The organism is uncultured Campylobacter sp., from assembly GCF_938039205.1.
GTDB lineage: Bacteria > Campylobacterota > Campylobacteria > Campylobacterales > Campylobacteraceae > Campylobacter_A.
The window spans coordinates 1-13,716 of the sequence record NZ_CALHVM010000055.1 but is presented as its reverse complement, the minus strand read 5'-3'; the positions used below and the strand labels follow the sequence as shown (position 1 = coordinate 13,716).

General features: G+C 45.1%; 17 protein-coding genes. 2 read left to right on the top strand and 15 right to left on the bottom strand.

The window, feature by feature from the left end; all coding sequences use genetic code 11:
* Positions 1–2: 2 nt before the first annotated feature.
* The 14 genes from Q0394_RS07570 to Q0394_RS07510 all read right to left on the bottom strand — a co-directional run bounded on the left by Q0394_RS07570 (position 3) and on the right by Q0394_RS07510 (position 9,202).
* Positions 3–533 (bottom strand): F0F1 ATP synthase subunit delta, encoded by a 531-nt coding sequence (locus tag Q0394_RS07570; protein ID WP_298946514.1) that lies wholly within the window; start codon positions 531–533, stop codon positions 3–5.
* The gene (locus Q0394_RS07565; protein ID WP_298946512.1) at positions 533–1,030 is read right to left on the bottom strand and encodes a F0F1 ATP synthase subunit B; all 498 of its coding nucleotides are present in this window, start codon (positions 1,028–1,030) and stop codon (positions 533–535) included. Before Q0394_RS07565 ends, Q0394_RS07570 begins: the two co-directional genes overlap by 1 nt.
* 1 nt (position 1,031) lies before the next feature.
* A complete protein-coding gene (locus Q0394_RS07560) occupies positions 1,032–1,454 on the bottom strand; it encodes a F0F1 ATP synthase subunit B' (RefSeq protein ID WP_298791556.1) in 423 nt (140 codons plus the stop codon).
* A gap of 98 nt (positions 1,455–1,552) precedes the next feature.
* Positions 1,553–2,407, bottom strand: coding sequence for a ParB/RepB/Spo0J family partition protein (locus Q0394_RS07555; RefSeq protein WP_298946510.1), 855 nt, complete (start codon positions 2,405–2,407; stop codon positions 1,553–1,555).
* Positions 2,408–2,410: 3 nt separating this feature from the next.
* Positions 2,411–3,193 carry an AAA family ATPase gene (locus Q0394_RS07550; protein ID WP_002947459.1) on the bottom strand — a complete coding sequence of 261 codons (783 nt, stop codon included), beginning with the start codon at positions 3,191–3,193 and terminating at the stop codon, positions 2,411–2,413.
* A gap of 160 nt (positions 3,194–3,353) precedes the next feature.
* The gene (locus Q0394_RS07545; protein WP_298946508.1) at positions 3,354–3,989 is read right to left on the bottom strand and encodes a biotin--[acetyl-CoA-carboxylase] ligase; all 636 of its coding nucleotides are present in this window, start codon (positions 3,987–3,989) and stop codon (positions 3,354–3,356) included.
* A gap of 69 nt (positions 3,990–4,058) precedes the next feature.
* A complete protein-coding gene (fmt, locus tag Q0394_RS07540) occupies positions 4,059–4,979 on the bottom strand; it encodes a methionyl-tRNA formyltransferase (protein WP_298946506.1) in 921 nt (306 codons plus the stop codon).
* Positions 4,980–5,093: 114 nt separating this feature from the next.
* A complete protein-coding gene (locus tag Q0394_RS11970) occupies positions 5,094–5,306 on the bottom strand; it encodes an EF-hand domain-containing protein (RefSeq protein WP_366115833.1) in 213 nt (70 codons plus the stop codon).
* Positions 5,307–5,312: 6 nt separating this feature from the next.
* On the bottom strand, positions 5,313–5,435 hold the full coding sequence (locus Q0394_RS07535; RefSeq protein WP_298946504.1) for a hypothetical protein: 123 nt from the start codon (positions 5,433–5,435) through the stop codon (positions 5,313–5,315).
* Positions 5,436–5,562: 127 nt separating this feature from the next.
* The gene (obgE, locus tag Q0394_RS07530) at positions 5,563–6,618 is read right to left on the bottom strand and encodes a GTPase ObgE (protein WP_298946502.1); all 1,056 of its coding nucleotides are present in this window, start codon (positions 6,616–6,618) and stop codon (positions 5,563–5,565) included.
* A gap of 344 nt (positions 6,619–6,962) precedes the next feature.
* Positions 6,963–7,220: a 50S ribosomal protein L27 gene (gene rpmA, locus Q0394_RS07525; RefSeq protein ID WP_002943616.1), complete on the bottom strand. Its 258-nt coding sequence runs from the start codon at positions 7,218–7,220 to the stop codon at positions 6,963–6,965.
* 11 nt (positions 7,221–7,231) lie between these two features.
* Positions 7,232–7,546, bottom strand: a complete 315-nt coding sequence (gene rplU / locus Q0394_RS07520; protein ID WP_002947447.1) for a 50S ribosomal protein L21 — start codon at positions 7,544–7,546, stop codon at positions 7,232–7,234.
* Between the two features lie 101 nt (positions 7,547–7,647).
* Entirely contained in the window at positions 7,648–8,646 is a 999-nt protein-coding gene (locus Q0394_RS07515) for a hypothetical protein (RefSeq protein ID WP_298793185.1), read from the bottom strand.
* Positions 8,591–9,202 carry a hypothetical protein gene (locus tag Q0394_RS07510; RefSeq protein ID WP_298946498.1) on the bottom strand — a complete coding sequence of 204 codons (612 nt, stop codon included), beginning with the start codon at positions 9,200–9,202 and terminating at the stop codon, positions 8,591–8,593. Before Q0394_RS07510 ends, Q0394_RS07515 begins: the two co-directional genes overlap by 56 nt.
* 89 nt (positions 9,203–9,291) lie before the next feature.
* Between Q0394_RS07510 and flhB the strand changes: the two genes are divergently transcribed.
* Positions 9,292–10,368, top strand: coding sequence for a flagellar biosynthesis protein FlhB (flhB, locus tag Q0394_RS07505; protein WP_002947441.1), 1,077 nt, complete (start codon positions 9,292–9,294; stop codon positions 10,366–10,368).
* Positions 10,369–10,906: 538 nt separating this feature from the next.
* On the opposite strand, the gene Q0394_RS07500 is transcribed toward flhB, so the two are convergent.
* Positions 10,907–12,586: an anaerobic C4-dicarboxylate transporter gene (locus Q0394_RS07500; RefSeq protein WP_298791266.1), complete on the bottom strand. Its 1,680-nt coding sequence runs from the start codon at positions 12,584–12,586 to the stop codon at positions 10,907–10,909.
* A 214-nt stretch (positions 12,587–12,800) separates the two neighbouring features.
* Between Q0394_RS07500 and larA the strand changes: the two genes are divergently transcribed.
* The coding region (gene larA, locus Q0394_RS07495; RefSeq protein WP_298946496.1) for a nickel-dependent lactate racemase at positions 12,801–13,716 on the top strand (916 nt) is incomplete at its 3' end.

Here is a 13,716-nt window from a genome sequence, read left to right as displayed (position 1 = left end):
CTTTATATTGCTTTTAATATGTATTCGCTCATTTGGGCTTTTAGCCTATCTACCGAAAAGCTAGCCTCCACGCCCAAATCGTCTAGTTCAATCTTGATACCGTTGTAGTCGCTTTTTACCGCCTCTAAAATAATTTTTGCGTTAAATCTCTTAGAAAAGCTGCTTTCGAGCTCTGAAATTTGAGCCTGACTAATCTGCGAGCCACCGTAAATTTTACCGTAAAAAACATTATCCATTTTTGACTTTTGCGCCAAAAGCTCCGAAACGATATTAGGCAAAATATCAAGCCTTTTATTTTCGCCGAGTAGCTTTATGAAATTTACAAATTTCTGATCCGCCTCACCGACTAAAGATAGAACAAAATCCGCTTTTTGGCTATTTTTTAAATTCGGCGAAACGATGATATTTTGAAATTTTTCATTTGCAAATGCATTTGCGATCTCTTGTAGCTTGGCGGTAAAGCTATTAAACTCATCTTTGCTAAGGTCACCAACTAGGGCTTTTACGTATTTTTTTGCTATAAGTTCTTTCATTAGCCGACCCTCTTAAGCATGATATTTATAAGCTCGCTTTGATCCATTTTCACACTGTCGCTTGAAAAAATTTCATTTAAAATTTCGCCCACAACGGACTTAACCATGCGTCTTTTTTCAAATTCTTTTTGGTCTTGGAAGCTTTTTTCTAAATTTGCGACCTCTTGTCTGGTTTCTTCTTTGATACGCTCAGAAATCAAAACAGCCTCTTTTCTAGCCGTTTCTACTAGGCTAGCCGCATTTGCTTTAGCCTCTTCTACGCGCCTTAGAGCGTCGTCTTTTTTGGCTTTTGAGTCCTTTAGCTTTTGCTCGATATTATCAAGTCTCGCCGCGATACCGGCGATTCTTCCTTTGTAGGCATTTTTGATAGGGTTCGCTATAAAATAATACAAAATCGCGGCAAAAACGATAAAGTTTATCATCCTAGGCACAATGTCGTATCCGCCGTCCGCCATTAAAACAAAAGGACATAATAAAAGTAAAATTTTGCTTTTCATATTAAATCCTTGCGAGTTTTGCTTTTAAAGCAGCTTGAAGTTCAGGCAATTTTTGCTGCAAATCAGCTCTAAAATCGCTCTTTTGAGAGTTTAAATTTTGGATAAAAGCATCGTAATCAGCCTCCAAAACTCCGCGCTTTTCGCTAACTATCTTAGCGGCCGCATCTTTTGCGGCATTGATAGCCTCCTGCTTGATCTTGCCAGCTTCGTTTCTTGCGGCAGCTATGAGCTGTTCTATCTGCGCTTCATACACGCCAAGATCGCTCGTATTTTTGCTAGCGCTCTCTTCGTCGTTTTTTATCGCATCGTTTCTAGCGTCTATAAAATTAAGTAGAGGCTTGTAAAGGATGGAATTTAAAACGGCGATAAGCCCTAGAAAAATAACTGCCGTCAGGACGACTAACGGCAAATTAATTTCCAACATCAAATCTCCTTAAAGTTTAATATTTTCTTAAGCATAATAAAATCGTGCTTATTTTACAAAAAAAAAAGATAAAACAAGCTAAATTTAAAGAAATATTTTTATTTTATCTTGTTTATTAGCCTATCGATATCTGCTATGTCATCAAATTCGATAGTGATTTTTTTGCCTTTTATCTTAACCGGCACGTCAAATTTAGAAAAAATCTCTTTTAAATTTGTTAGTCTTTCAAGGTATCTCTCATCTAGCTTAAGTGCGGCTTTAGGCGGCAGCTTATTTTTTAGATTTTTGACTAAATTTTCCGTCTCGCGCACGCTAAGACGCTGCCCGATGATAGTATCAACCGCCGTTTTTTCGTCGTTTGGCTCAAGACCTACGATGACTTTGGCGTGTCCTTGCGTTAGTTTGCCCTCTTTTATATACTCCTGCGTCACGGCGCTAAGGCTCAAAAGCCGCATGGTATTTGTTATCTGAACTCTGCTTTTGTGGATGATGTTTGCAAGCCCGTCCTGCGTAATTTTGTATTCGTCTATAAGCTCTTTGTAGGAATTCGCAAGCTCGATCGGATTTAAGTCTTCTCTTTGGATATTTTCTATGAGTGCTAGTTCGCGAAGGCTTTGGCTTTCGATGTCGGCGACTATGGCTTTTATCTTGCTTTCGCCTAGTAGCTTAGTCGCGCGAAATCTCCTCTCGCCCGCAATCAGCATATATCCGCCATCTTTTTCTATAACGATGATCGGTTGGATGAGTCCGTGTCTTTTGATACTTTCGCTAAGCTCTCTTAGCGCAGTTTCATCGAAATTTTTACGCGGCTGATACGGGTTTTCGACAATCAGGTCTAGATCAATATCCTTTACTATATCGCTGTTGCCCTCGTTTAGCTCAGCTTTGTACGCAAGCTCTACATCACCCAAAATCGCTTCTAGTCCGCGCCCTAGTCCGCCTTTTTTAGCCATTCGTTATCCTAAAATACAGCATGCCAAATTTTGATACGCTACCGAGCCGGGTGATTTTATGTCATATAAAATCACTGGCTTACCAAAGCTCGGGCTTTCGGCAAGCTTTACGTTTCGCGGTACTATTACGAATTCGTCGCCCATATCCTTGTTTTTAAACAGTTTATTTTCAAAATGCTGCTTTAAATTTGCCACCGTTTCCTTGGCGAGGTTATTTTGCGAACTGTACATAGTCGGCAAAAATCCTTTGATATTTAGCTTCGGATTTATGGTTTTTTTGATGATTTTTACCGTATTTAAAATTTGCGCAAGTCCCTCTAATGCGTAAAATTCGCACTGTATCGGAATTATCACGCTATCGCTAGCACTTAGTGCGTTTACGGTGATACTGCCTAGCGCCGGAGGGCTATCGATGATGATAAAATCATACTGCCCCTCGACCTCTTCGATCTTACTTTTTAGTATCTTTTGATAGTCTTTGTTTTGTTCGCTTAGTTCTTGCTCTATACCCACGAGACCGATGTTTGAAGGCGCTAGAAAAAGTGTCGGTATCTCGGTTTTTAGCACGATTTGCGAGAGTTTTTTACGGCCAGTGAGTACGTGATATATATTATATTCGTAGTCGTTTCTACTAAAACCCATTCCAGTCGTCGCATTTGCTTGTGGATCGATGTCGATGAGTAAGACTTTTTTTTCGGCTACCGCCAGCGATGCAGCCAAATTTACCGCCGTAGTCGTCTTTCCGACGCCACCTTTCTGGTTTGCGATAGTTATAATTTCACACATGAGAATTTTCCAATTTTTTTGTTTTTTAATTGATTGATTTTACAAAAAACTTACTTTGTCCAAGTTTAGTTTCGGCTTTAAAATTTCTGAAAGAATTTCGCGGCGCGTACCCACCGATATTTTGTAAAAATATTAAATTTTACGTCAAATTTAAGCAAATTTATCTGAGTGAAAAAACCCTTCGACCATTTATATCCAAAGAGCCGTCAGATAGGAGTTTTGTGTCTTTGAGCGCCACTTCTTCGCCCTCAAAGTGCGTGACAAATTCTCTCGATTTTTCAAATTCGTTCTCAAATTTTTTAAAAATTTCCGCCCATGACGGAGCGGTTTGTAATCTCTTACAAAACTCCCCGACCGCAACGCTAGGACTCACGTCTATATCTAAAATTCCGGCATTTTCGGGTGCGTTTTTTAGATTTATGCCCATGCCGCAAACGTAAATTTCACCGACTCTCGTCGTCAAGGTTCCGCCGATTTTTTTGTCGCCGACATAAAAGTCATTCGGCCATTTTAGCCAGATTTTCGAGCCGCGAGCCGCGAGCACTTCGCGCATTATCATCGAAAAGTAAATAGACGCCGACTCGCCCCTTAGATCGCTAGGTAGCGCCGTCTCGCTCATGCAAAATGAAAAAAACAGATTGCCCTCTAGCCCGCTCCACGTGTTATTTCTGCTGCCGATACCCTGCGTCTGCTCTTTTGCCACGAGCGCAAAAGGCGGCTGTATTTCGCCGTTTCGCAGCCCTTCGACCAAAACTTTTTGCGTAGATGGGACGCTATCTGCGAACTCTATTCTCAAATTTTATTCCTTTTAAATTTACGCTAAATTTGATGTTTTGGCGCGCTTGCTACCGTTGCTCTGCTCATATTACAAAGCTATATCGCCGATACCAAGGCGCTTGCCGTTTAGATACGCGCTAGCGTCCACCGGCTTTTTGCCGGGCTCTTGCACCTTTAAAATTTTGATAGCGCCCTCGCCGCAAGAAACGCAAAAGCTGAGCTTGTCGACGCTTAAAATTTCGCCCGTACGTTCAAATTTACGCCCGCGGGATTCGCGCAAAAGCTCTAGTTCTAAAATTTTTAACCCGCTAGCTAGATAGATCCCGGGCCAGGGCGTTAGCGCACGAAATTTATTACAAATTTGCTCTGCGCTCTGCTCAAAGCCAAAAAGTCCGTCAGATTTGCTTATTTTTTTGCAGTGCGTAGCCTGCGCGTCATCTTGCTTAATCGGCGTCAAATTTGCAAAATTTCGCAACACTCGCACGATAAGCTCACCCGCCAGATCCCCGAGCTCGTCAAAGAGCTGCGCCGCCGTCTTGTCTTCGCAAGGCGTGTAGGCAAAATCAAGCATATCGCCCGTGTCAAGCCCCGCATCCATCAGCATCGCCGTCACGCCCGTCCGCTTTTCGCCAGCTAGTATTGCGCTTTGGATCGGGCTTGCGCCGCGGTATTTAGGCAGGATCGAAGCGTGCAGGTTTATGCAAAGCACGATATCAAGCACGCTTTGCGGCAAAATTTTACCGTATGCCGCGACCACTATAAAATCAGGCTTTAGCTCTTTTATCTGTGCCGCGACCGCCTCATCTTTGAGTGTCGCAGGCTGAAAGATCGGTACGGCGGGCAGGTGCTTCTGCGCGTAAATTTTCACCTCGCTCGGAGTTAAAATTTGCTTCCTGCCCACAGGCTTATCAGGTTGCGTAAATACGGCAACGATCTTAAATTTCGCCTCGGCAAGAGCGCGTAAAATTTTAGCCGCATACTCGGGAGTACCCATAAAAACTATATTCATTCTTTTCCTTTAAATTTAGCCAAATCAGGGCGCGAGCGATCATACGGGCGCAATCGTGCTCGCAATAAATTTTACGCATACCGCAGTGCAAACACGGGTTCACGCTCGTGCGCCTTATTTAACGGCGGATTGATTTTTATCCTCGGATCCGTCCGACCAAGGCCAAAAAGCGCACGGATCTTCGGACCAATAAATCTTTGCAGACGGTTTTGCCCCCAGCTCATCAAGGCTAATCTTGCCGTCACGATTAGCATCGAGCCTATTAAATTCCGAGCCTGAGCGTAGATTTAACTCTACTCTCAGCCCAGACGGCACCTCGCTCGCCATCCACTCCTACAAGCCCAGCGCGCCGCCATTATCCTTGTCGTTAAAGTCCATAAAATTTGGCACCGGATCGGCGGGATCGCAACCGTATGCGCCGAAACATAAAAATACTAGAATAAAAATTTTATTCATTTCGCCTCCTTAAATTTTATCTTTTTGCGGCGTTTGCGAGCGATAAAAATAAAATTTAACCGCATACACGGGCGCGCTTAAGGCCTGCATTCACATAAGCCCTCTACGGCGCGGCTTTTGGCGCAATCTACAGCTCCTTTTTGAGTAGTTCGAGCAGGCTAAATTTAAGCTCGCCGATATTTTGCCCAGTCGCCGAAGATATCGGCATCACAAAAAACGGCTTGGTGGCGTCAAGCTCATAAATATCTTGCTTAAATTTCATTTCTCCAGCCGTGCCCGAAAGCCCCAAATGCGCCAAAAACGCGTCAAATTTTTCCTGCAAATTTTCGGCCGCGTCCGCGCGGGTTAGAGCGATCGCGTAATCTCTTTTTGCAAGCTCTCCGGAAAATTTCGCCGTCTCGGCCCTCAGCGCGTCAAACTGCTCCTCAAGGCTGCGGTAGTTCGCAAGATCAAGCATAAAAAGCAAAATTTTAGTGCGCTCAACATGCTTTAAAAACTGCACGCCAAGGCCGCGCCCTTCGCTTGCACCCTCGATGATGCCCGGGATATCGGCCATGACAAAGCCGCTGTATTCGTCAACCTCGACTAGGCCTAGCTTTGGCGTGAGAGTGGTAAACTCGTAGTTTGCGATCTGAGGTTTAGCATTTGAGACGGTCGAGATCAGCGTGCTTTTACCGACGTTTGGAAAGCCCACGAGCCCCACGTCGGCGATGAGCTTAAGCTCCAGCCTCACCTCGCGCATTTCGCCCTCAAGGCCTTTTTGCGCGTATTCGGGAGCTTGGTTGATCGAGCTTTTAAAGTGCACGTTGCCAAGCCCGCCCTTGCCGCCTTTTAAAAATAGCTCGCGCTGCCCCTCGCTCGTTAAATCACAGAGTAGCTCGCCCGTCTCAGCATCTAACACCGCAGTGCCTGGAGGCACGATGAGCTCGAGGTGCTCGCCTCTTTTGCCGTGCATCCTGCGCCCCGTGCCCGCTTCGCCGTTTTGCGCGCGCATGACTTTTTTGCCTTTATATGCCGCTAGCGTGTGGGTGTTGTTGTCAGCGACGAAATATACATCCCCGCCGTCGCCGCCGTCGCCGCCGTCCGGCCCGCCCAAAATCACGTGCTTTTCGCGGCGAAAGCTCACCGAGCCGGCTCCGCCGTGACCCGAGCTTAGGGTTAAATTTACGCTATCTATAAACATTTTTTGCCTTAGTTTTTAAATTTTATTTCATTATTTTTCGGTTCGTAATTTTGCGAAATTTTCGGATTATATCGGTTTATTAATTAAAATTTGATTTGCCGCAAAGTTTAAACGATTTGCCATGCACCGTTATTTATGCGGATCGTTTGCGGTAAATTTTCGCGGTTTGGATCAAATTTCAGGATTTGACGAATAGAGCGACGATCGTTTCTAATACGAGATTTTTTGATAAATTTTAAATCTTTTCTAAGAGAGTTGGGATAGCGAAGCCGTTTTGAGCGAGAAAAACCTTTAGATTTCATGAAAATTGAGTTATTTTTAAAAAGGGGCTTTCGCCCCAAGGATTACGCAGCGGGATAAACAGAAACTTTTTTTCTATTTTTATCTAGTCTTTCGAATTTAACAAAACCGTCGATTAGTGCGAAAATCGTGTGATCTTTGCCTAGACCGACGTTGCTGCCCGCGTGAGTGGCGGTACCGCGCTGGCGGATGATGATGTTGCCCGCGCGAACGAATTCGCCGCCGAATTTTTTAACGCCTAAGCGTCGTCCGATACTATCTCGGTTATTCTGGGTTGAGCCTTGACCTTTTTTGTGTGCCATTTCTTATCTCCTTAAGCTGCGATACTTACGACTTTTACGCGTGTAAACTGTCTTCTAAAACCGCGTTTTAGTTTTGAGTCTTTGCGTCTGCGTTTTTTGTAAATAACGACTTTTTTATCCTTGCCCTCGTTTACGACTTCAAGAACGACTTTCGCACCCTTTACGAACGGCGCGCCTACCTTTACTTCACCGTCGTTTACGCACAAAACGTCCGTAATCTCGACTGATGATTTTGCTTCAGCACTGAAATGGTCAAGCTTAAGATATTCGCCTTCGCTGACGCGATACTGCTTGCCGCCGTGCTTAAATATAGCGTATTTTGACATACTCTACCTTTCTAAATTTGGTAAGACCAAAAAGCGCTTTTGGATTTCAAAAGACTTGGGGGAGCTTTGTTGGTTGTAAGAGACGGATGATATCCAAAAATTTATAAATTTTGGTTTAATGCCCCAGCTTTTAAAATTTCATCCGCCAAATTTTCGACCATCGCGTCGTGATCGAGAAACCGTATTTGATCGCTCGGCGAAGGCCCGTCAAAAGGCTTATAAAGCACTGTTTTAGCCGGCGGCGCGTTTAAAATTTGATTAAAAACGTCAAATTCCGGCGGAAAGCTAAAATATAATTTTGGCTGCGCCGGTTCGCCGCCCAAAAGCCTTTTTGCGTAAATTACGCTGAAATTTTTAGCTTTCGGCAAGCTAATGCGCTCAAAAATCTCAAAAGACAAGAGGTAATGCGCCAAGGCATAAAGTCCGTGCGCGAAAAAGCTAATCCTCTTTTCAAATTGCGGCGCGGCGGTTCTGGCAACTTTTACACAAAAATTACTCAAACTCTCGCTCATCGCGGCCGCGTCTTTTTCGTGCAAGGCAAGGACGAATTTTACCGCTTCTCTTTCATTTATCGGCTTTTTGGAGTCCGCAAATCTACGCGCTTTTTTCAGTGCGGGCTCGAGCGATTTTTTATCGTCCCATAGCAGCGCCGAAACCAGATCGCTCATCACGCATAAAAATCTATATCCGTTCGTACTAGGCGGCATAGAGTGCGTCATTACGTTTTTTACGCCGTTCATGTCGCCGCACGCCAGCGCAAGAAACGAATGAATAAGCCTCTCACACTGATCGTACCCGCCCTCGCAGCCCGGTAGCAGCTCGTTTCTGGCGTACTGAAAAACTAGATCGTTTAGAGCCTCCACATCGCCGCTTTCTATACATTTTTCCAGCCAAATTTCATAAGGAATTTGCGGTATCGAAAAAGCCATCAGTTTTATCAACTCGCACAAAAACTCGCGCTCGCTCAAATTTTTCTTTTTTAGCTTAGCTAAAACTTCGCCGCACTCGTCCAAAAGCAGCTCGGTTTCGCTTTTTTGCGGTTTTTTAGATTGTGAAAATTTGCGGGAATTCTCCTGCGAGTCTTGCAAAAACGTTTTCATCTACATACTCCCTATTTTTATTTATTTTATCAAAAACTTCTTGCGCCAGGGGCAAATGCGCGCCGTATCTGGCCAGATAGAGCCAGTCTAGCCCTTCGCACGGCGTTTTGGAAAGCGCCTTGCCGCCTTTAGTAGCCCTGGCCGAATACTCCAAAACAAAAGGCAAGGCCGAGTGCGCCCCGTCCTCTTTATATAAAATCCCCGTCATTGCGTAAAATTTAGCGCGGTACTCTTTGCAAGAAAGCAAACTCGCCAAAAAGCCGTTCTCGACGCCGTCAGCTAAAAACGCGGTAGTTAGAGCCGCATTGCCTTGTACATCTAGACTTTTAAATTTGGCGGCGCATTTTAGAGCGGGTATCGCACGCACCGTGCCTAGCTCGCGCAAGGCGATAGTAGCCCAAAGGAGGTCAAATTTATCCTGCGAGCTTTGCAAAACCTCTATCAAATTTGACTCGTCGTAGGGGATTTTGCGGCTTTTGAAGTGATCCGCGGCAGCCTCGTTGCGCGCCTTCATCTGCCCAAACCACTCGCTTACGTGATCGTCAAGCTTTTGCATTTTATTCCTTTAAATTTAGGCAATTGTAGCGTAAAATTTAACCTCGTTTTAGGTATAATCGCCCAAATTTAAGCAAACTCAGGATAGAGATGGCAGGCGAAGACCAAGAAAAAACCGAAGAACCCACCTCCAAAAAGATCGAAGACGCGCGCAAGGACGGCAACGTCCCCAAAAGCCAAGACCTAGCCGGCTTCGTCACGCTCGCGGTCGCGATCTTTGTCGTTGTGGCACTTCTTGGCTTCATCGGCGATCAGTTTTTCACGCTGTATAACTACTATCAGAGTCTAATCGGCCAGGAGTTTACGCGCAAGCTACTCTTTAGCGTCGCGATCACGACGATATTTCGCACGCTGCTCATCATCCTACCTATCGCCGTTTGCATCGCGATCGCGGGCGTCGTCGCCAACCTCATGCAGTTTGGATTTATATTCACAACCAAGCCTTTAGAGCCAAATTTAAACAAAATCAATCCGATAAAAGGGCTCAAAAATCTCTTTTCTCTTAAAAAACTGATAGACGGCATCAAAATGGTGCTCAAGGTCACGGCGGTTTTTACGGTCGGATTTTTGATGTTTTTAAGCTTTATCAAAGAGTTGCCGCATACGCTGTTTTTCTCGATGGCGGCGCAGCTAGCGTGGCTAAAAGAAAAAATGCTGATTTTAGCCGCCGTGATGCTCATCGTGATGTTTATCATCGGGCTTCTTGACGTGCTGATCGTGCGTTTTCAGTATTTTCGCGACCTGCGCATGAGCAAGCAAGAAATCAAGGACGAATACAAACAGATGGAGGGCGACCCGCAGGTAAAAGGTCGCATCCGCCAGCTGCAAATGCGAGCCGCGCGCAATAGAATGATGCAAAATATCCCGCAAGCAGACGTCATCATCACAAACCCGACCCACTACGCCGTCGCGCTTCGCTACGACAAAACAAAGGAAAAAGCGCCAGTGATCCTCGCTAAAGGCGTGGATTTTCTAGCGCTTCGCATCAAGCAAATCGGAGTGCAAAATAACGTCAAAATCGTCGAAAATCCGCCGCTAGCGCGCGAGCTATACAAGATGTGCGAGGTAAACGATATGATACCTGCGGAGCTCTTTCGCGCCGTCGCCGAGGTGCTAAGCTTCGTCTATATGAGCGACAAACAAAAATTCGGCGATAGGCTGAAGTGAAATTTAAATTTGACTTTTTAGCTGTAAATTTGAAGCCAAATTTGGAGTCAAATTTGCGCCGCTCAAATTTGAATAAATTTTAGAATTTTACTCGCCGAGACCCGCACCTTTAAGGCGCTAAATTTGGTTTTATCAAATTTAGCATTGTAAATTAAGTTCTTTGAGTAAAAAACAACCGTTTAAGGTTGTTTTTTACTTTGTTGTAAAGGGGGTGGGGGCTTAAATTGCGAAGTCGCTCCCCTCCCCCTACGACGCTTTTAAGGTGGCGACATAGCTTTGCTTGCGCAAAGCGTCGCAAATTTTAAATTTATCGATTTTGCGGCGCGGGTCTCGGCAGGTAAAATTTAAGACCGAAATTTGCAAATTTGACTTCAAATTTGAACGTAAAACGATAAGGCGAAGTATTTTTTCTTTAGACGAGGCGGAAACGACGGAGGCAAGGGAGCGGACTAGTCGTCCGTGACCGAAGACGACCGAGTTTCCAACGAAGTATAAAGGAAAAAGACAAGCCGCAAAGGCAGCTTGTCTAAAAGCAAAATTATTTAATAAATCCGTAAAGGTTAGCTAGCACCCAACCCACCGCGCACGAGCTAAACACGCCGATAAGGCCAGGGATGATGAAGCTGTGGTTGATGACGTATTTGCCGATCTTTGTCGTACCTGAGCGGTCAAACTGGATCGCGGCAAGGTCGCTCGGATATGTAGGAAGGATAAAGTATCCGTAGCAAGCCGTAGCAAACGCGACGATGATACCTGGATCCACGCCGATCTGAACCGCAAGCGGTACGAATGTCGCAGCAGCTGCTGCTTGAGAGTTTAGGAACTTAGAAATCAGCATACCTACTACGATATACATCCACGGATAGGCCCTCATCACCTCTCCTAGCGAGCCTTTTAGCATCTCGATGTGAGAGTGGAACATCGTATCGGCCATCCAGCTTATGCCGTAAATCGCTACGAGCGCAACCATACCGCTGTGGAAGATCTCGTTTTGAGCGATCTTGGCAGCCTTTATGCCTGAGTAGATCATCATGATAGACGCGGCTAGTAGCATGAAAATTTGGATCGTATCTACCATGCCTAGAGGGGCGGTCTTTTTCATAGTATCTTTTACTACGATGCTAGCGTTTGCGACGGTTTCGGTTTTACCCTCTTTAGTGATAACTACATTGCCGTCTTGAAGCACGATAGTTTGAGTTACTTTTTTGTCTTTATCTAGGACTTCTACGTTCGTAAATTTAGTAGCGTCTTTTACTTTACTGTCTTTTACGTTTGAGACGACTTTGCTACCATCTACGGTAGAGACTACTTGTCCGTCTTTTACGGTGATGTTTTTAACTACTTTTTCACCTACTACGATTTCGATAGATTTGCCAGGGACGTTGCTAGTCCAGCTAGGGCGTAGTTGTTTATAGTAGCCTAGAACCGCCACGATAGCGATAGTAGCTAGGAATATCCACATCACGTTCCACTGTTTAGCAGGGAGTTTTGCGCCGATTAGAGAGTGAGATTCGTCTGAGCCGTAGATATATTTTCTTTGCTCAGGGTCTTTGATCCTCTCTTGGAAATCAGGGTCTTTATCTAGGTCTTTACCTCTAAAAATCGAGTAAGTACCGATGATAAGCATACCGATAAAGGTTGACGGGATAGTTACTTTTAGTAGATCCACGTAGCTAGTAAATCCATCGATATGAACTGTGCCAGTGCCTAGCAAAACGGCGACCATAGATACGCCCGCAACCGAAACCGGGCTAGCGATGATGGCTAGCTGAGACGAGATCGTAGTAGCAGCCAGCGGTCTTTCCGGACGGATGCCGCTTTTGATAGATACGTCGTAGATGATCGGTAGCAGCGTATAAACCGTGTGTCCGGTGCCGCATAGAACCGTTAGCGTCCAGCCGCAAATAGGAGCTAGGATACAGACGAATTTAGGATTTTTTCTTAGCGCTTTTTCCGCTATCTGAAGCATAACGTCAAGACCACCTGCAGCTTGCAGCGTAGCGCTTGCTACGACGACGGCTAGGATCGTTAGGATGACGTCTACTGCTGGTTTGCCTGGCTTCATACCGAATGCAAACACCAAGATAACAAGACCGATACCGCCTAGTACGCCTAGAGCCATACCGCCTTTTTTAGCGCCGTAGAATAAACATCCGAGCACTACGATTAGTTGTAGAGTGAACTGAGTGCTTTCACTCAAACTGGTTAGGAATTCCATTTGTTCTCCTTTTTGGAAATTACGCCGCGATTATATAAATATTAAAATTAAATACTAATAAAAAAATTAAAAATACATTTGTAAGTATTAATCATATATTTAACCAAATTTGATGTGCCGCCAGTCAAATTTAATCGATCTAAATGCATTTAAAAGAAAATTTGATATATAATCCCAAGACAAAAAAATTAATAAATCTGCTTAAGGAGGAAATATGCAAATCCCTATCGCATACGGCAAAGATGATCATCTAAATCTAGAGATAAACGAGAAAAATTTGCTCGGCGTTTTCGATCCAAACCCCGTGGCTAAATTTGACGAAACGGCGCTCATCGCAAAGGCTCTGGCAAATCCGATAAATCAAAAAAGCTTTGACGAGTTTATCGCGGGCGACGAAAAGATCGTCATCATCGTAAACGACGGCACCAGGCCCACGCCGACGGCAAAAGTTTTAAAGCAAATTTACCCGAAAATCCGCGATAAAAATAAAATTTTCATCATCGCCACGGGCTGCCATAGAGAGGGTACGCTCGATGAGTACGAGATGATATTTGGCAAAGAAATTTACGCCGAGCTTAACGCCAAAAACGAAGTTCACGATCACGACTCCAAGCACGACGAGATGGTCTTTTTAGGCGAGTCCAAAAACGGCACGCAGATGTATCTAAACAAAATCGTGGCCGAAGCGAAAAAGGTGATCGTCATAGGCTCGGTCGAGCCGCACTATTTTGCGGGCTACACCGGCGGTAGAAAGGCCTTTTTGCCGGGCACCGCGTCTTATGAGAGCATCACGCAAAACCACAAGCTCGCCCTAAGCTCCGACGCGCAGGCGCTGCGCCTAGAGGGTAACCCCGTGCATGAAGATATGATCGACGCGATGAAGGTGCTCGCGCACATCGACGTTTTTTCGATCCAGACGGTGCTTGATAGCGAGCACGGCGTGTATTACGCGAGTGCGGGACACCTAAACGACAGCTTTTACGACTGCGTGAAAAAGGCAGACGAGGTCTTTTGCGTAAATATCCCGCGCAAGGCAGATATCGTGATCTCGGTCGCGCCCTATCCGATGGACGTCGATCTCTATCAGGCGCAAAAAGCCCTAGATAACGGCAAACTAGCGCTCGCGCAGG